Here is an 18,494-nt window from a genome sequence, read left to right as displayed (position 1 = left end):
TTTACTTTTTCCTTCTCAACCGGTTGTTCTGTAAATTTCCGGATGCTGCGTCGCTGGCGGATAATATCGATCATGGTGTGTTATTTTGTGTGTTGAATGAGCAAAACAAACACATTTCACGCATAAATCCATAGATCGACCTGGCGGAAATGAAAAGGAAATAAAATAATAAAGGAAGTTGAAGGGTGGATTACATCAGCATAAACAGGACGACGAAAAGAATGAAGACCATAAACAAAACTAATTGGTTCCGGATAAATAGCCCAAGTAAAATCAAAACCTCCAGCTCTTCAGTGTCGGCGGTGTAAATTTCGATGCTACCGCGATCTTTTGTTAAAAATTCATGGCTTTGGAAGACAATGATTTCCTGTCCGTTATATTTCCACGACCAACGCGATTGCCAGAAATTTTTAATCTCCAGCTCAAAGCGTTTCCCGTTCAAAACCAAGTCGCTTTTTGGATTGAAAAGGTTGATCATGATGGTAGCGAGAAGTGCCTGGTTTGTGGCATCCGAAATTTCGAGTTTCGACAAAAAGAAATCCCTGTTCAGTACAAATCGGTGACCGTTTATCGTAGCTAGTGCATCGGAGCTGAAAAGGTTGTTCCAATTGATGATGCCAACCTGCTCGCTGCCACGTGTTACGGTCAGCTTCGTTTTAAATAATCCTTTTGTCCAGTATAATTTATCCATAATTCCAGCTTTCGCAAAATGGAATTGCAAGTTAACTATTTTGGAAGAAAAGAGAAGAAGACTTTGGCCTCCTTAAATGCTTAAAAATGTTAAAAAATCTAGGTAGAATTCGATTTGGAAGACTTGCTATGGTTTCTTTTTTGGTGTAATTATCGCTGGAAATTAAGATAAACTACAAACTTGTTTCAGGCCTGATTCCGGATTAGTTTTTCACCAGCGCTTTGGTCGATAGTAAACCGCAGGCCGCGTAAATATCCTGTCCGCGGGAAGCACGAATTGTTGTGGTAATTCCTTTTTTCTCCAGTCCTTCTTTAAATTCCAGCAAAGTTGTTTCGTCGGTTCCTTTCAGAGGTGTATTTGGGATTGGGTGGAAGCGAATCAGGTTAATGCGACATTTGATTCCATCGAGGATACGAGCCATCTCCCGAACATGGGCAGCTGTATCATTCAGCCCATGGAAAACGATGTATTCAAACGAAACACGACGCTGACGACCGAAGTCCCAGTTGCGGATTTCATTCAGCACTTCATCCAGTGGATAAGCAATTTCAACAGGCATTAATTTCTGGCGCTCCTCATGAAATGGGGTATGCAGGCTGATGGCAAGGTGACATTCACTTTCGTTCAGGAAACGAACCAGACCGGGAACAATACCAATTGACGACACGGTGATGCGGCGTGGACTCATGGCAAATCCCCAATCCGAGGTCAGTATTTGTGTACTTTTCAGCACTTCGTCCAGGTTGTCGAATGGTTCACCCATGCCCATATAAACAATGTTGCTTACTTCTTCCCATTCGGGAATATTGCGAATTTGATTGACAATCTCGCCGGCCGTTAACTGTCCCTGGAAACCCTGCTTACCAGTCATGCAAAACAAGCATCCCATTTTACAGCCAACCTGCGACGATACGCAAACCGTTTTTCGATCTTTATCGGGGATCATGGCCGTTTCAACAAACTTGCCATGTGCTGTTGGAAACAAATATTTTTTGGTGCCGTCGGTGCTTTCCTGCACTTTGGTGTGATCGGTCAGGCCGAAGGTGTATTTGTCATTCAGCAACTCGCGCGCTTTTTTGGAAAGGTTGCTCATTTCTTCGATTGAAGACACCTGCTTCTTGTACAACCAATCGGTTATTTGTTTGGCTGTAAATTTCGGCAAAGCCAGCTCAGCGCAAATGACTTGCAATTCTTCCAGTGTTTTTCCAAATAAAGCTTCTTTCTGCATTCTGAAATTTTTTGCAAAGTTAAAAATAAATCTCTGCAATAATGTTTTCGAACGGGACGCCCTTCCCGATTAGTAAATCGCGAACCTCGACAACCATAATGGCTTTACCACACAAATAATACTGAACATCATTGGGTAGTTCGGACAGGCTGTTCAGGTAATCCGTTACGCGGCCCGGAAACACATCGCAGGATTGCTCACGCGAGCAGCAGCGCTGGTAGTTCTTACCCAGCGACCAGTCTAATTCATCTTCAAAATAAAACTGGTTGAGGTAGCTTGCTCCGTGAATCAGTTTCTTGTTGTCGAACAAGCCCGATTGAAACATGGCGTAAAAAGGAGCAATTCCGGTTCCGGTGGCAATCCACCAGGCCGGCTTACTATTGCCGATGAAACTTCCGTAAGGTTCAGTCAGCAGAACTTTGTCGCCTGGGACCAATGTTGCCAGTCGCGGAGTTAGGTAACCATCTTCCTTAATGTTGAAAAGAATGCGTAGTTCTGATTCGTGATTGCCGCTGCATACACTGTAGATGCGCGGTGGCTGCACCCGATCTACGGCCAACTTAACGACTTGTCCCGGCAGAAAATCCCACCGTCGCTTCACCGACAGTAAAAATACGCCTGGTGAAATCTCTTCATTATTAACCACTGTTTCTTCAAACAGCTCCCGATCTTTCTTAATATATTCTTCGGCTTTAGCCATATTTTCAAATTTGTCTGCCTGTAAAACAAGGAGGTAGCCTTTTGGTTTTAATTGTTTGTCGATTATTCTTTCACAGGCGGTATATTTCACAAACTTACGAGTTCCAGAGGGATCCTACCCCTGTTCCTACCAACTGAGACTGAACACTGTGACTATATTTACTAACTTTGCCCTAAATAAATCTGATGCAACGCGCGATTAATTTCATATTAAAGCTTCTTGGCTGGGTTCTGCTTGTCCCGATTTACTTTTACAAGGCAGCCATTTCTCCCATTTTGCCTAATTCGTGCAGGCATACACCAACTTGTTCTCAATATGCTATTGAGGCGATCAAAATACACGGGCCATTCAAAGGATTTTATCTCGCAACGAAACGAATACTCCGCTGTCATCCTTGGGGAACTCATGGCTACGATCCGGTGCCACCTGCGGGGAAGATCAAGGTGAAGAAGATGGATCTGACGCAGGACAAATCGTCGAAATAGGCTCTGCCACCTACGATTTACCTCTCTGTTCCAGGGAATAACCATTATTATCCGGGGATACTCGATTTAAAATCATGAAATCAGAATTTACATTCGGGAAATCAAATTTAACATTTGGTTAACCATAAAAAGTCGTTTTCGTTTGTTTAGAAATACGTACTTCAGCTACCTTTGCTAGGTATTTATACTTACTGAAACTTTAAAGCGGCAAATTATGGAATGGTTGATTAGTGTGATCGTAATCTTGATGGCCTCGTTATTAAAGGGAATGACAGGCTTTGGCTTCGCCTTATTGGCCTTGCCCATCCTTACAGTTTTTTTCCCAATGCAGGCTCTTGTTCCTGCAATGACCCTGTTCAACATGTTCACTTCGATTTATATATTGGCCAATATCAAACTAAAAATTGAATATAAATACTTGCTTCCGATGCTTGCCGCCAGTTTTATCGGCATTCCTGTAGGAGTACAAATCCTCCAATATTTGCCTGAGCAAACCATGGAGCTGACCACCGGAATCAGTATATTCTCACTATCGATGGTGTTTTTGTTGAGCGGCAAACGGGAAGTTCCTGAGTCACGCAAAAAGAAACCAATCGTTTTTGCCGGGTTCCTTAGTGGTTTTATGGCTTCCAGCATGTCGATCGGAGGACCTCCAATTGCATTGGCAATGAATCGTAAAGGCTATACAAAAGAACGTTTTCGCAAAATGTTTGCCTTGGTTAGCGTAATTAATGCTGTAATTGCGACGGCACTTTATGTGGCAAAAGGGATTTTTGTTGCCTTTTCGCTGAAATTCGCCGTTTTTCTGTTCCCGGTTATGCTACTTGGCTCTAAGCTGGGTGATGTATTGTCGAAAAAGGTTAACCAGGCACAATTTAAACGGATGATCCTTTATTTGAATATGGTGCTGGGCTTGTTTATTGTCGTGCGTATTTTGCTCCACTCCTGAAAAAGTGTCTGTGTCTTCAACAAATCAAGGTTTTGTCGGTTATAAGTCGGACAATAGCAAACAGAAAGCCGGAAAACAATAAAACAAAGAAAAGGTGAAGGAATACTTCGTCCGGTTCTTTGGAACCCTATTATTCCGCCCGACTTATTATCTTTGGTATAGAAACGAGAACACGGAACATTTTCATGAGAAAACTTTTAGTCTTTATCTTTATTCTGGCAGTTGCCTGCACCGGACCACAAAAAGCAGATAAACCGACCATTGCAGTCACGATTTTGCCTCAAAAATATTTTATTCAAAAAATTGCCGGCGACCTGGTTGATGTTCAGGTGCTGGTGCCCCCCGGAGCCAGTCCCGAATTATATTCGTTGATGCCATCCCAAATGACCAGCCTGTCGGGAACATTGGCGTGGATTGGCATTGGTAAAGTCGGATTTGAAGAAGGCTGGGTCGATAAAATTCAGGAGAGTAACCCCAACCTGAAATATTTTGATAGTTCAGTGAAAGCCGACTGGATTGCCGGTGAAGAAGAAGAGCATGGCGACCATGTTCACCTGCATGGTGTCGATCCGCATATCTGGTCGTCGCCAGCAGAGGTGAAGAAAATTGCTCGCGAAAGCTGCAAGGCTTTAGTGGCAGTTTTACCGGAGTACAAAACACAGTTTACCGAGAACCTGGCTGCTTTCGAAAAGGAAATTGATATCTTGGATGCTGAGCTAAAGTCAACCTTTGACCGGCTTCCGTCTAAAAAATTCTTAATTTTTCATCCGGCATTAACCTACCTTGCCCGCGATTACGGGCTGGAGCAAATTGCTATGGAGCTCGATGGGAAAGAACCTTCGCCTCGTCATCTCAAAGAATTGGCCGAAATGGCCAAAAATGAAAATATAAAAGCCATTTTTGTACAAAAGGAATTTAACATGGATAATGCCCGGCAAATGGCGAAGGAGATTGGCGGAGAAGTGATCCAGGTAGATCCGTTGAATGAGAACTGGGCTGATGAGTTACGCTCTATCGCTCAAAAAATTGCTAAAGCTGAGGCGATTCAGTAACCCCGATAACCTGTATGCAAAAACTGCTCGAAATAAAAAACCTGACAGTAAGTTACGATCACGAAATTGTGCTGAAGGATGTTGATCTGACGATCAGCAAAGGGGATTTTCTGGGGGTGATCGGACCAAATGGCGGAGGTAAAACAACTCTGATTAAAGCTTTGTTGGGACTGGTGAAGCCAGCTAAAGGTGAAATCATTTTTCACATTCCGGAAACCCGCATCGGTTACCTGCCTCAGATCAACCAAATTGATAAACGGTTTCCGATCACTGTGCTCGATGTTGTTCGGTCGGGAAAAACAGACCACCGCAGCTTTAGCTTGTTTGGTAAGCAGAAAGAGGAAGTTGCTTATGCGGAAAGCTTGTTGCAGAAAATGGGTGTTTTGCATCTGCGCGATAAGGCGATTGGGGAACTATCCGGAGGACAAATGCAGCGTGTTTTCCTGTGTCGCTCGTTGATGAACCGCCCGGAACTTTTGATTTTGGATGAACCGGATACCTTCGTCGATAACCAATTCGAAAGCGAGTTGTACGAAAAGCTCAAAGAGTTGAACGAGCGGATGGCTATCATTCTGGTTTCGCATGATGTGGGCACTATTTCGTACTATGTGAAAACCATTGCCTGTGTAGCCCGCGAATTGCATTACCACCCCAGTAACATTATCAGCACACAGCAGTTGGCCGCGTATAACTGTCCTTTGCAAATTATTACGCACGGCGAGGTGCCGCATACCGTTCTCGGCCTCCATAACGAACATGACCACAACCACAACCACGAGCATGGACACCATCATTGATTTATTTCGATACGACTTCTTTGTGAATGCCTTTTGGGCTTCGCTGTTTGCTGCCATAACCTGTGGGATTGTGGGAACTTACATTGTTGCGCGCCGAATTGTATTCATCAGCGGCGGGATTACGCATGCCTCATTCGGGGGAATCGGAATTGGCTATTTCCTGGGATGGAATCCGCTTCTTGGGGCGGCTTTCTTCTCGATCTTGTCTGGGCTTGGGATTCAATATTTCACTCGCAAAGGTCGGTTACGGGAAGATTCATCGATTGCGATATGGTGGTCCCTGGGGATGGCGATTGGGATTATTTTTATCTATCTGTCACCGGGTTATGCCCCCAACCTGATGAGCTACCTGTTTGGTAGTATCCTCACAGTATCGACGACTGAAATTTGGATAATGGCAGCTTTGTCATTGGTACTGGTGGGCTTCTTCATCCTGATGTACCGCGCCATTTTGTATGTCGCCTTCAATGAGGAATTTGCCAAAACAACCGGCTTGCCGGTTAACCTGATCAACTATATACTGATTAGTCTGATTGCAGTAACCATTGTGATGAATATTCGTGTGGTGGGCATCATCCTGATCATGTCCTTACTTACGCTGCCGCAAGCTATGGCCAATTTGTTTACGCACGACTTTCGGTACATGATGCTTTACTCGGTTGGCTTTGCTTTTCTGGGCTCTTTTGCAGGCCTGCTCTTTTCGTTTTATGCTGATATTCCATCAGGAGCATCCATCATATTCACCCTGGTGGTTCTGTTTGGAATTTTAAAAGGGGTTTCATTGCTTCAGAAACGTAAAAAGCGAATCAATGCCGGAATCTGATCTGGTAACCTGTTTGAGCTGCAATAATCAGTATGCGAAAGATGATCTGCAGCGGTCGTGCGGTAATTGTTTTGCGTGTACCGGTTGCGAAATCTACATTTGCCCGAACTGCCGGCGACAGATCGTTATTAAACCAGTGAAGAAACCGCAGCTTGGCAAAAGCGATCAAGGCAAATGATTTCTAAGGGATGAGAATTTCTGTTGGGTCTCTGGATCATCGCTATTGCAATTCAATTTATTGATTATCTTTGCGGCGTTTTTAAATCATTCATTTTTAATTAAATGGCGCATAAATCAGGTTTTGTCAATATTATCGGGAATCCGAATGTCGGAAAATCAACTATCATGAATGCCTTAGTGGGCGAACGTTTGTCAATCATTACTAAAAAGATGCAGACAACGCGTCACCGGATTAAAGGGATTGTGAACGGTGAAGATTTTCAAATTGTTTACTCGGATACGCCCGGAATTTTGAAGCCCAACTATAAGTTGCAGGAATCGATGATGAGCTTTGTAGATACTGCTCTGATTGATGCCGATGTGATTTTGTATGTGACTGATGTTGTGGAGAAAGCCGATAAAAATGAACAGTACCTGGAAAAGATTCGCAAGTCGAATGCACCGGTTATTGTGCTGATTAATAAGATCGACCTGTCAGACCAGGAAAAGGTAATGGAGCTGCACAACTATTGGCGCGATTTGCTGCCGGCAGCTGATATCTTCCTGATTTCGGCAACCGAAAAATTCAATATTGCTCCAATTTTCGATCGGATTCTGGAGTTGTTGCCTGATGGACCGCCGTATTTTGGTAAAGATGAATTGACCGACCGGAATGAACGTTTCTTCGTTACGGAGATTATTCGCGAAAAGATTTTGCTGAATTATCAAAAGGAAGTGCCTTATTCGGTTGAAGTTGAAGTGGAGGAATTTAAAGAAGAAGCGAAGATCCTGAATCTGCGTTGTGTGATTCATGTGGCACGCGATAGCCAAAAGGGTATCATTATTGGTCATCAGGGTAAAGCATTGAAGAAAGTGGCTACTGAGGCGAGACAGGATCTGGAGGAGTTCTTTCAGAAAAAGATATTTATGGAGTTGTATGTGAAAGTAAGCAAAGACTGGCGCGATAAAGACCGCCAGTTGGGTAAATTCGGATACGACTTTCAATAGTTTCAGTGTTCAGTCTCAGTTGCAGTAAGCAGCTTTGGAATTTGAACCCTGGAATTTGAAATTTGAAACTTAGAGGAGGGTGAAAGCCCGGAACATATAAATTTTAGAAAAAGCAATGAGCAATATTGTAGCAATAGTAGGAAGACCAAATGTCGGTAAATCAACCTTTTTCAATCGCTTGGTTGAGTCCCGTCAGGCCATCGTTAACGAGACAGCGGGTGTTACGCGCGACCGGAACTATGGAAAGTCGATCTGGAATGGAGTCGAATTTTCGGTGATTGATACCGGTGGTTATGTGGTGAACTCCGACGATGTGTTTGAGGAGGAAATTCGCAAACAGGTAAAACTGGCGATTGATGAGGCCGATGTGATTGTATTTGCAGTTGATGTTGAAGGTGGTATTACTGACCTGGACATGGCTGTTGCCAACATTCTACGTCGTGTTGATAAGCCTGTTTTCCTGGCTGTCAATAAGGTGGATAACGTACAGCGCCACATGGAAGCCCACGAGTTTTATGGTCTCGGTCTGGGTGATAAATTATATCCCATTTCGGGTATGAATGGTAGCGGTACCGGCGATTTACTAGACGATGTAGTTGCTGCCTTTCCGCAAAGGGACAAAGAAGAAGTGATCGAGGAAGGAATTCCGCGTTTTGCGGTGGTTGGCCGTCCCAATGTGGGAAAATCATCCTTCGTGAATGCCTTAACCGGAGTTGATCGTAACATTGTAACCGATATTGCCGGAACAACCCGCGATGCCATCAACACCCGCTATACCAAATTCGGACACGATTTTTACCTGGTGGATACCGCCGGTTTACGGAAGAAAGCCAAGGTGAAAGAAGATGTTGAGTTTTACTCGGTACTTCGTTCAGTACGAGCTATTGAAGAAGCTGATGTTTGCCTGGTGATGATTGATGCAGAACGGGGCATTGAGGCGCAGGATGTGAGTATCTTCAACCTGGCCCTTCGCAATAAAAAAGGAGTTGTGCTTTTGGTAAATAAGTGGGACCTGATGGAGAAAGACAACTCATCGGTGAATAAATTTACCGAGATGATTCACGAACGAATTGCTCCCTTTACCGATGTGCCCATCATTTTTATGTCTGCCATGACCAAGCAGCGGATCTTCAAAGCATTGGAAGTTGCTGTTGAGGTGTACCAAAATAAATCGCAAAAGGTGAAAACTTCAACACTGAATGAAGTACTGCTGGAAGCGATCGAGAAATATCCGCCACCATCAATCAAAGGGAAATACATCAAAATCAAATATGTAACGCAGTTACCAAGTCCGACACCATCGTTTGCCTTGTTCGCAAACTTGCCGCAGTATATTAAAGATCCGTATCGCCGTTATATTGAGAACCAGATTCGTGATCATTTCAATTTTACAGGCGTGCCAATTCAAATCTATTTCAGGAAGAAATAATAGACATCAAAATACACTGAAGGTCTGATCTTTATGGGGTCAGGCCTTTTTTATTGAATGGTGTTTTATTGGCTCATGTCGAGTTAACTTGCAGTCATCCTCCACATTAAGGCTTTATTAACATCTCCGGAGAAAGTATGTTGCAGAGCATATTTTAGACTTGAAAGTCTATTTTTGCCGCTCACTCGAAACCCAGCTTTTGAAAAAATAGAAATATGAAATATAAATTCAACTTTATTGATAAGAACCAGGGGAGCATCAAAGATGATATCCTTTCCGGATTGACTGTTGCTTTGGCTTTGGTTCCCGAAGCAGTCGCCTTTGCTTTTGTGGCGGGTGTTTCGCCAATTATTGGGTTGTATGGTGCCTTCATGATGGGGCTTGTTACTTCCATCTTGGGTGGTCGGCCGGGAATGATCTCCGGAGCAACCGGAGCCACTGCTGTTGTGATGGTGTCGCTCATCAGTCAAGGAAATGCGATGGGAGCTTCCGGCGATAACATGGGACTTCAATATCTGTTTGCAACCTTACTGTTAGTTGGAATCTTGCAGATGAGTGCCGGTTTTCTGCGTTTAGGAAAATTTATTCGTATGGTACCTGCATCGGTCATGATGGGCTTTGTAAATGGCTTGGCAATTGTCATCTTCCTGTCTCAGCTCAATATGTTTAAGCTGGGAGGCGAATGGATGGTGGGTTCACAATTGTGGACCATGCTGGGGCTGGTTGGCTTAACCATGGCAATTATGTTTTTGCTGCCGAAAATCAGTAAAGCAATTCCTGCGGCACTGGTTGGTATTTTGGTTGTTTCAGCAGTGGTAATTTTCGGTGGAATTGACACAGAAACTGTAAAAACCTTTATTCAGGCTGGTGGTGGTACCGGTATTAAAGCAGGTTTGCCAACCTTCAATATTCCGGTTATCCCGTTAAATTTTGCAACCTTGAAGTTCATCTTCCCTTATGCCGTAATTTTAGCTTCGGTTGGTTTGATTGAATCATTAATGACCTTGAACCTGGTGGACGAATTGACTGAAACCCGGGGTAGTGGTAACCGGGAATGTGCTGCTCAGGGGGCTGCCAATTTTATCAACGGGTTGTTTGGAGGAATGGGAGGTTGTGCAATGATTGGCCAAAGTATCATTAATATCAAATCAGGGGGACGTAACCGCTTGTCGGGAATTGTTGCTGCGGTTTGCTTGTTAGCCTTCATCCTTTTTGCTTCAACTTATATTGAAATGATCCCGATTGCGGCTTTGGTTGGGGTGATGTTCATGGTTGTTATCGGCACTTTTGCCTGGAACACCTTCCGCATCATGAATAAAATTCCATTGGCCGACTTGGTTGTCATCATCCTGGTGACTGTGTTAACGGTGATTTTCGACCTGGCTATTGCGGTATTTGCAGGGGTAATTGTTTCGGCTTTGGTTTTTGCCTGGGAAAATGCAGTTCGTATTCGCACCCGGGAATCGATGGATGAACACGGAATAAAGCATTATGTGGTTGTAGGTCCCTTGTTTTTTGGATCAACAACTTCTTTTAATCAGCTATTTGAAGTTCAAAACGATCCGGATGAAGTGATTATTGATTTTAAAGAATCGCGAATTATGGACCAGTCGGCTATTGAAGCGATTAATAAAGTGGCTGAACGTTATCAAAAAGAAGGGAAAAACATTCATCTTCGCCACTTAAGCCGTGACTGTACGCGTCTGATTCGTAAGGCCGAAAAGATTTGTGATGTGAATATTGTTGAGGACCCGAATTATTTCGTGGCCATCGACCACTATAAGAAATTGACCGGTCAAAAAGCCGAGTCATAGTTTTTTTGCTATTGGTTAAACCCGGTTCCATCTCCTTTGGAACCGGGTTTTTTATGTCTCTGTTTTTAGTCTTGCAGAAATTGGTTGAGTAAACCTCCTGATTCTTTTCGCTGATTGCCTCCGCGTGGGCTCAGCTCTCGGATTAGTTTTCGAATTGGCATCGATTGTAACCATACTTTACCTGTTCCGCGTAAGGTCGCTAAGAAAATTCCTTCGCCGCCAAAAACCATCGAACGTAGGTTCCCCGCCTGCTCAACGCTGAAATCAATTTGTGGCTCATAGGCTACAATACAGCCGGTATCGACGCGCAAAACTTCATTGTTTAGCTGACGTTCAATAACTGTTCCTCCGGCATGGATAAAGGCTCTGCCATCGCCGGTCAATTGCTGCATGATGAAGCCTTCGCCACCAAAAAATCCAGCTCCCAGACGACGGTTAAAGGTGATGGATATTTTAGTTCCCAAGGCAGCACATAAAAAAGCATCTTTTTGAACAACAATTCGACCTCCCATACGGGCTAAATCCAGGGGGATGATTGTTCCCGGATAGGGAGCCGAAAAGGCGACATGTTTTTTTCCCCATCCCTGGTTGGCAAAATGAGTCAGGAAGAGCGACTCACCTGTAATTAGTCGTGACCCGGCACTCAGTATTTTATCGAAAAAGCCGGCACGTGGGTTCGATCCGTCACCTAATTTTGTTTCAAAGCTAATGCCGTCTTCCATATAGATCATGGCTCCGGCTTCGGCGATTACTTTTTCGCCCGGATCCAGCTCAACTTCAACAAGCTGAACATCGTGTCCAATGATTTTGTAGTCAATTTCGTGTGATTGCATGTTGTCTCTTTTTCAATTTCTGTCAACGAATTTATAAAATTGAAGGTTTTCCACAGCTTAAAATCGATGAATGGCAGATGTGAACAGGTAAATGATTTGGAACCGGTTGCAGCATCATGCGTATTTAGCAGTGAGGGTTTCTTTTATATTAATTGAAAATTACATTTTGAAGAATTACCGGGCAATTTTCAGCGACAGTGAAAATTAGCGTTCTCAATATTGTACATTAGATTAAACTCTAACCCCAATTGTGATGTATGAATACGTGTTGTTTATAGACACCGAAACATCGGATATGCCTAGACGATGGAATACCCCCACTGCCAAAGTTGACGAGTGGCCTTATATTTTGCAGATTGCATGGATTATCTGCAAGAGAAGCGGGGATTTGGTTTGTTCGCGCGATTTCTTTATTAAACATGAAAATATAGAGATTGACCCGGTTGCTGAAAAATTGCATGGAATAACACTTCAAACCTTGGAGGGCAAAGGGGTTGATCGTAAGCTGGTTTTGAATAATTTGGCCAGTGATATTGAAATCTATAAACCACTGATTGTTGGTCATTTTCTCGAGTTCGATAAAAAAATGATGGAGGTTGGTTACACCAGGGAGCATATAACTCAAAATTTCGAGCATCTTCCAAAGTTCTGTACCATGCTTTACACTCGTAAGTCGAGAGATATTTTTGGCGGGCATTCGTACTTGCGGTTAAATCAATTGTACGAATCGTTATTTCATAAATCAATGGAAAAAATTCATGATGCCATGATTGATGCTGATGCAACGAAAGCATGTTTCTTTGAGTTGGTGAAGCGTGGGGAAATTAACGATAGCGTAATTACACAGCAAATTCGAATGAGCGGGCGACGCTGGGAGTTTCCGGTTTGGTTGGTCATCGGGTTAGCTGTTTTATTGGCTCTGGCGGTAATGGCTGCAGGGCTTTATTTTATATTTTGAGATACATTTAATTGTGGTGAGTGGGAGTTATGAAGATTCAAAAAGACTTCCTGAAGTCAGTACAACCGTTTAATTTGCTTCCGTCAACGGTGTTGAATGATGTTGCCGGGATGATGGAATTTTTCACCTTCGATCAGGAAACAACTGTTTATGTGCAGGGCGATTCGGAGCTTAAAACGATTGATGTTATTATTGAAGGTGACTACAAAGCTTCTTTCTATGATTTGGAAGGGGTGCTGAAACTGAAAGAACTCTACGACAAGTCAGCCATATATGGTGCAAGTTCGGTTTTGCTGAATAAGAAAAAATCGATTCGGACGGTAATTGCCAGTGCAGGAACGGTAGTTGCCCGTTTGGATAAGGAAGAGTTTAAATCGCTTTGCCGGAGTTACGACGATTTCTTCCATCATTTTACTGAACAGTTCGGCCAGAAAATGCTGAACGATGAATATGCTCATTTTGTGAAGCGCGACAGCACGCGCGAAGGAAACTTCATCGATGCCGACTTTATTTTCACCCGGCGAATCAATACTATTTTCCCTCGTCCACTGGTTACCTGTTCTCCCGATACGCCTGTTTCGGAGGTGGCAGCAATGATGGTTGAGAAAGAGCTGAATTGCATGTATGTCGAAAAGGAGGGACAGATAAAACGCATCATCACCAAAGATATTCTGATTAAGAAAGTATTGGCAGTGGCATTACCCGCTTCTACTCCTGTAAAAAAGGTTGCTCAGAAAAAGTTTGTAACCATCCACAAGGATGCTTTGCTTTATGAGGCTTTGCTTGCCCTATTCCCAAGTGAACACGAGTTTGTGCTGGTGACCGACGGAGAGCGTTACCTCGGGTATATCAGTCGTTACCGGTTGCTAACCGAACATGCGCAATCGCCTCTGGTATTTATCCAATCGGTAAAGCTGTCGAACACAGTTGATGAGTTGAAGGATAAGTGGCAAAAGGTTCCTGCTTTAATTGAGAAATTGCTGGAGCGTGGAGTGAATGCCGAAATTATCAACCGGATTGTGACCACCATTAATGATGAAATTCTGCTTCGTGTAATCGAAGGGGTAAAACATAAAATGCTACCTGCGCCGGCCAGGTATGCTTTCATGGTGATGGGCAGTGAAGGACGTCAGGAACAAACCTTGGTAACCGATCAGGATAATGCGATTATATACGAAGATACGGGCAGTGAGCACCGCGAAGAAGTGCGGGAATATTTCCTCGATTTTGCAACCCGAATTTCAACGAGTCTGAATGAAATTGGCTTTAGTTATTGTGAAGGTGGTTTTATGGCCAAAAATCCGAAATGGACACATTCACTTTCGCATTGGAAGGGCAATTATGCCCAATGGATTAATGAACCGATTCCGGAAACAGTTATCAAATTTGCCACTTTCTTCGATTGTCGCTTTGTTTATGGCGAAAAGAAACTGTTTAACGAATTGAAAGATTACATGGTTGATTGCCTGCAAAAATCAACCTCTAAATTTTTATATAGCCTGGCCTCCAATGCCCTGCATTTTGAACCACAATTGACCCTTTTCAAATCAATTCGGACCTTCTCGAAAGATGAGCGAAAGGTTTTCGATATCAAAAAGAGCATGACTCCCATTGTTGATCTGGTTCGTATGTTGGCCTTAAAGAATAAGGTGATTGAAACCAATACCGGTAAACGAATTCAAAAATTGCATGCCGGTGGATTTCTAAACAATTACCAGTTTAAGGAACTGATACATGCTTATTATTACCTGATGGGGATGCGTCTGAAACAGCAAACCGGTTCTATTTTACAGGAGTTTACAGCACCTGATAATTTGGTTGAACCGGAGAAGTTAGCTAAGGTTGAACAGGCTACCTTGCGTGAGATATTCAAGTACATCAGGGACTTCCAAACAACGATTCATCTCGAATTTAGAGTTTAAGGGCTAGTCGGTTAGCTGTAATGCTTTATCTTTGGCTGGCCATGGAAAATCAAATCGTCTACATACCGGATCTTAGTTCAGAGTTTGTTTTTCAAACATCGCGGAGCAGCGGGCCGGGGGGCCAAAATGTGAATAAGGTGAATTCGCGGGTTGAGTTGCGCTTTGATGTCAATAACTCAGCTCTGCTAACGGAGTTTCAGAAGGCTGTTTTAAAGACAAAATTGGCAAGCCGAATTACTGCAGAGGGAATTCTTATTCTAACCAGCCAGGAAGAGCGTTCGCAACTGAAAAATAAAGAACAGGTTGTCAGCCGGTTTTATCAATTGTTGCGCGAGGCCTTGAAGCCTGTTCGAAAAAGGCGCAAAACGCGCCCGACTCGATCTTCGGTTGAGAAACGCCTGCAAAGTAAAAAGATGCGATCGGACCGGAAATCAACGCGCGGAAAAATCAGATTTTAAAGATGAAAAAGAAAGTCAAAATTATGAGTGTTCTACTCAGCCTTGTCCTGTTGTCATGTAGCCAGCCAAATAGTAAACAGAAATTGCAGTCGGGCGATTTGTTGTTTCAGGGAGCTAGTTCCGGAAAGCTGTCGGAGGCGATTGATAAGGTAACACAAACAGGTGCAGCAACTCATTTTTCACATGTTGGTATGGTCGAAGTGGCTGATGATGGCTCTGTTTGGGTGCTGCATGCCGATGTGAAAGGAGGTACTTCCCGGGTGACATTGGCTGATTTTTTAAAGCCTGAAGGCGATTCAATTCAAACCGTACTTTATCGTTTAAAAGCACCTTGGCAAAAAACGATTGATGCAGCTTTAGTGAAGGCACGAACGATGCTTGGACTGCCTTATAACTTTAGCTATGAGCTTTCTGATTCAAGTCATTATTGCTCTGAGTTTATTTATAAGGCTTTTGAGAGCGACAGCGTCTTCAAATTAAATCCAATGACCTTTAAAGATCCGGCAACGGGCGATTTTTACCCAACCTGGGTTGACTATTACGCCAGGCTTGGGCATGCCATTCCTGAGGGAGAACCGGGCTGTAATCCCAATGGGATGGCAGCTTCCAATAAGCTCGAGTGTCTGGGGGACTACCGGAAATAGTCCTTCCTTAGTCGTTTAGTTGATCTCTTTGTAAAGGGGAAGTTCAACGAAAAAGGTTGTTCCGTCGTTAAGTTCGCTTTCAAACCAAATGCGGCCATTAGCCGATTCAATAATCTTTTTAACAATGGCTAGTCCTAAGCCCATACCACTGGTTTTTGTGGTGAAATTTGGTTGAAATAACTGGGATCGGATGCCCTCCGGAATTCCTGCCCCGTTGTCTTTTACCGAAATAATTGCATGCGTTTCGTTACACGTCAAGCCAATTTCAATAAGACCTTTTTCACCCGTAGGGATAGACTGCATGGCATTTTTGATGAGGTTAATAATCGCGCGCGAAAGTTGTTCCTTGTCACTCTTTACCATCACTTCCTGTTGGCAAGGGGCAAGCTTAAACTGCATTGTTTTATTCGAATCGAAGAGATCGGTCACTTGCTTAATTCGCTTCGATAGGTTGAAAACTTCATTCTTGGCATTTGGCATTTTTGCGAAATTCGAGAACTCAGTAGCGATATCCGAAAGGGTATCTATTTGCTCAATAAGTGTTCTTGTTACACGGTTAAAAATTTCATCGTACTGCTCGCTATTCGACGATTTAGCTCGCTGCAAATGCTGAATATGCAGCTTCATGGGTGTTAGTGGATTCTTAATTTCGTGTGCAATTTGTTTGGCCATTTCCCGCCAGGCCATTTCCCGTTGAGTGCGTGCCAGCAACTCTGCACTATCGGCCAGTTCTTCTACTTTCCGGTTGTATTCTTTAACCAAGGCTCCAATTTCATCGTCAGCATTATAGCTAATTTGCTCGTTTTGTTTATCAAGCTGAATGCCCTTCAGACGTTCCTTAATTAAGGTCAATGGGCGGGTAATCTGGTTGGCCAGTAACAAAGCTACCACAACACTGATGAAGAAAAGCAACACATAAAGGTTGATGAAGGCCACAATGAAGGTGGTCACTTCCTGCCTTAGTTCGTCTCCTCGGGTGAAGTAGGGTAGGTTGATAAAACCGAGATACTCGCCTCGGTTGTTGATAATTGGTTCGTAGATGGACAGGAATGACAGGTTGCCTATTTTTTCTGGCTGGGTAATGCTGATTTGGTAGTTTTCGGTCAGCTCATAAAAAGCATCGGCATCCATTCGCGAAGAGATAATTCCCCGGTTAAAAACCTCCGGACGCGAAGAAGCAATCAGCTCACCGTTAAAACTGTAAATGTTAATGTCGGTGCGGAAAATATTCGACAAATCTCCCAGGTCTTGCCATAACCAATCGAGTACATCGGGGGTAAATTCGTCGACATTCTTCAGGCGAAGGTTAATCTCTTCAGCAATCGATTTCATCTTTTCATTTAAGTCGGACTGATGCTTGTTCTTGTACTCGCGCAGGTTATAGTAAATGGTTCCTGAAGCAACCAGCAATAGCGAGAACAAGACAATCGCAATAATGGAAGCCTGTATCCGGAATTTCAAATCGTATATCAAAGCCTGGTTCCGGTAATTGGCATTCCCAATCAAAACCATCAGTAGGATAAATACAAAGTAGAAAACAAACAGGTACGGAAACGAAACGAGATATTGGCTAAACCCAAAAGACTTAGTGCTGACAATAATATAATTGTCATTTCCCAGGTTGTAAATCAGGTGGTCGTAGCCATCCCACTTCCGTTGGATCAGCTCTTTTTTGCTATTCCCGATGTTGTAAGTGCTGATGTAGTAATTGTATTGATAGTCTCCGCTGAGGTAAACCAATTCGTTTTTGTAATATTTGGCATATGAGAAGTTACGGTACCGGCTAGGCTCCTGAAGTGATTTATCGAGCAACAACTCGGGAAAACCGACCCCCTCAGGCAGCAATTTCGACTTTAACTCAATAAAAATGGATAGTCCCAAAGGTTTGGACGGTAGCGGAAAGGTAAATCGTCCGAAATACGAAATTCGTCCGTCCATATAATTCATATAGTAGAAGCTGGTTCCGGGAATTTCAGTTCCTGATTCTTCAATCATTTGGTCGAAAAACGGGTAGCAGGGAACCATCTGGTCGTCCGGTTGAACCAGTAAACTGTCACTTCCCCCGCAAACAGTAATCCAGGCATCATACTTTTTGAAATAACCGTTGAAATAATTTCGGGTAACGTAATCCTCAATTTGTTGGTAGGCATTGGCTGCAAGCAGCTCCGGAATGACCGTGTCAACACTGAATTTCTGCTGAATCTCTTTGAGGAAAACTTCCGCTGCCGGATCGTGCTCCGAATATTGGGTAATCGCCATCAACTTTTGCAATTGCAAGCGCTTCTCGTTGTTGTTCGACTGGATGATAATGAGCGAAAAGAAGGTGTATAGCGATACAAAATAGATGATAAACGAAAGTGAAAATCGCTTTATCTGTGTCTTCTGGAGAATAAATACCGATAGGTTCGCGATTAAATGAAGGGTGATGATATAAACGATGGTTGCTTTTGTGTAAATACACAGCGCTGCGAAGATGATTATGAGTACTAAGTGAAGGTAGAAGAATAATTTGCGACGGATGAACTTCTCGCTGTATTCCACCAC

At 43.4% G+C, this 18,494-nt stretch carries 17 protein-coding genes; 12 read left to right on the top strand and 5 right to left on the bottom strand.

Annotated elements, in window-relative coordinates; translation table 11 throughout:
* Positions 1–190 precede the first annotated feature (190 nt).
* From AC37HE_RS09610 to AC37HE_RS09600, 3 genes are all read right to left on the bottom strand, one after another.
* Positions 191–691 carry a hypothetical protein gene (locus AC37HE_RS09610; RefSeq protein WP_500782615.1) on the bottom strand — a complete coding sequence of 167 codons (501 nt, stop codon included), beginning with the start codon at positions 689–691 and terminating at the stop codon, positions 191–193.
* Between the two features lie 202 nt (positions 692–893).
* Positions 894–1,919 carry a dual-specificity RNA methyltransferase RlmN gene (gene rlmN / locus AC37HE_RS09605; protein ID WP_500782614.1) on the bottom strand — a complete coding sequence of 342 codons (1,026 nt, stop codon included), beginning with the start codon at positions 1,917–1,919 and terminating at the stop codon, positions 894–896.
* Between the two features lie 19 nt (positions 1,920–1,938).
* The gene (locus AC37HE_RS09600; protein ID WP_500782613.1) at positions 1,939–2,709 is read right to left on the bottom strand and encodes a ferredoxin--NADP reductase; all 771 of its coding nucleotides are present in this window, start codon (positions 2,707–2,709) and stop codon (positions 1,939–1,941) included.
* A gap of 95 nt (positions 2,710–2,804) precedes the next feature.
* Between AC37HE_RS09600 and yidD the strand changes: the two genes are divergently transcribed.
* The 8 genes from yidD to AC37HE_RS09560 all read left to right on the top strand — a co-directional run bounded on the left by yidD (position 2,805) and on the right by AC37HE_RS09560 (position 11,135).
* A complete protein-coding gene (gene yidD, locus AC37HE_RS09595; protein WP_500782612.1) occupies positions 2,805–3,104 on the top strand; it encodes a membrane protein insertion efficiency factor YidD in 300 nt (99 codons plus the stop codon).
* Positions 3,105–3,318: 214 nt separating this feature from the next.
* Positions 3,319–4,053 carry a sulfite exporter TauE/SafE family protein gene (locus AC37HE_RS09590; protein ID WP_500782611.1) on the top strand — a complete coding sequence of 245 codons (735 nt, stop codon included), beginning with the start codon at positions 3,319–3,321 and terminating at the stop codon, positions 4,051–4,053.
* 185 nt (positions 4,054–4,238) lie between these two features.
* A complete protein-coding gene (locus AC37HE_RS09585) occupies positions 4,239–5,105 on the top strand; it encodes a metal ABC transporter solute-binding protein, Zn/Mn family (RefSeq protein WP_500782610.1) in 867 nt (288 codons plus the stop codon).
* A gap of 14 nt (positions 5,106–5,119) precedes the next feature.
* Positions 5,120–5,902 carry a metal ABC transporter ATP-binding protein gene (locus AC37HE_RS09580; protein WP_500782609.1) on the top strand — a complete coding sequence of 261 codons (783 nt, stop codon included), beginning with the start codon at positions 5,120–5,122 and terminating at the stop codon, positions 5,900–5,902.
* On the top strand, positions 5,862–6,725 hold the full coding sequence (locus AC37HE_RS09575; RefSeq protein WP_500782608.1) for a metal ABC transporter permease: 864 nt from the start codon (positions 5,862–5,864) through the stop codon (positions 6,723–6,725). The genes AC37HE_RS09580 and AC37HE_RS09575 overlap by 41 nt, the downstream gene beginning before the upstream one ends.
* A 282-nt stretch (positions 6,726–7,007) precedes the next feature.
* Positions 7,008–7,892 (top strand): GTPase Era, encoded by an 885-nt coding sequence (gene era / locus AC37HE_RS09570; protein ID WP_500782607.1) that lies wholly within the window; start codon positions 7,008–7,010, stop codon positions 7,890–7,892.
* Between the two features lie 115 nt (positions 7,893–8,007).
* The gene (gene der, locus AC37HE_RS09565; RefSeq protein ID WP_500782606.1) at positions 8,008–9,321 is read left to right on the top strand and encodes a ribosome biogenesis GTPase Der; all 1,314 of its coding nucleotides are present in this window, start codon (positions 8,008–8,010) and stop codon (positions 9,319–9,321) included.
* 215 nt (positions 9,322–9,536) lie between these two features.
* Complete coding sequence (locus AC37HE_RS09560) at positions 9,537–11,135, top strand: SulP family inorganic anion transporter (RefSeq protein ID WP_500782605.1); 1,599 nt, start codon at positions 9,537–9,539, stop codon at positions 11,133–11,135.
* A 65-nt stretch (positions 11,136–11,200) separates the two neighbouring features.
* Here AC37HE_RS09560 and AC37HE_RS09555 read toward each other — a convergent pair whose 3' ends face one another.
* Complete coding sequence (locus AC37HE_RS09555) at positions 11,201–11,968, bottom strand: TIGR00266 family protein (RefSeq protein WP_500782604.1); 768 nt, start codon at positions 11,966–11,968, stop codon at positions 11,201–11,203.
* A 253-nt stretch (positions 11,969–12,221) separates the two neighbouring features.
* Here AC37HE_RS09555 and AC37HE_RS09550 point away from each other — a divergent pair, with 253 nt between their 5' ends.
* From AC37HE_RS09550 to AC37HE_RS09535, 4 genes are read left to right on the top strand one after another with little or no spacing between them, the layout of a single operon-like run.
* Positions 12,222–12,926 carry a 3'-5' exonuclease gene (locus AC37HE_RS09550; RefSeq protein ID WP_500782603.1) on the top strand — a complete coding sequence of 235 codons (705 nt, stop codon included), beginning with the start codon at positions 12,222–12,224 and terminating at the stop codon, positions 12,924–12,926.
* Between the two features lie 29 nt (positions 12,927–12,955).
* Positions 12,956–14,848: a DUF294 nucleotidyltransferase-like domain-containing protein gene (locus tag AC37HE_RS09545; RefSeq protein WP_500782602.1), complete on the top strand. Its 1,893-nt coding sequence runs from the start codon at positions 12,956–12,958 to the stop codon at positions 14,846–14,848.
* A 41-nt stretch (positions 14,849–14,889) separates the two neighbouring features.
* On the top strand, positions 14,890–15,306 hold the full coding sequence (arfB, locus tag AC37HE_RS09540; RefSeq protein ID WP_500782601.1) for an alternative ribosome rescue aminoacyl-tRNA hydrolase ArfB: 417 nt from the start codon (positions 14,890–14,892) through the stop codon (positions 15,304–15,306).
* A gap of 2 nt (positions 15,307–15,308) precedes the next feature.
* Positions 15,309–15,950 (top strand): YiiX/YebB-like N1pC/P60 family cysteine hydrolase, encoded by a 642-nt coding sequence (locus AC37HE_RS09535; protein WP_500782600.1) that lies wholly within the window; start codon positions 15,309–15,311, stop codon positions 15,948–15,950.
* 15 nt (positions 15,951–15,965) lie between these two features.
* Here the strand turns inward: AC37HE_RS09535 and AC37HE_RS09530 are convergent.
* Positions 15,966–18,494: sensor histidine kinase (locus AC37HE_RS09530; RefSeq protein ID WP_500782598.1), on the bottom strand; the 2,529-nt coding region annotated here is incomplete at its 5' end.

The sequence above is a fragment of the Mangrovibacterium sp. genome (assembly GCF_059905295.1).
This window is presented reverse-complemented; position numbering and strand designations above follow the sequence as displayed.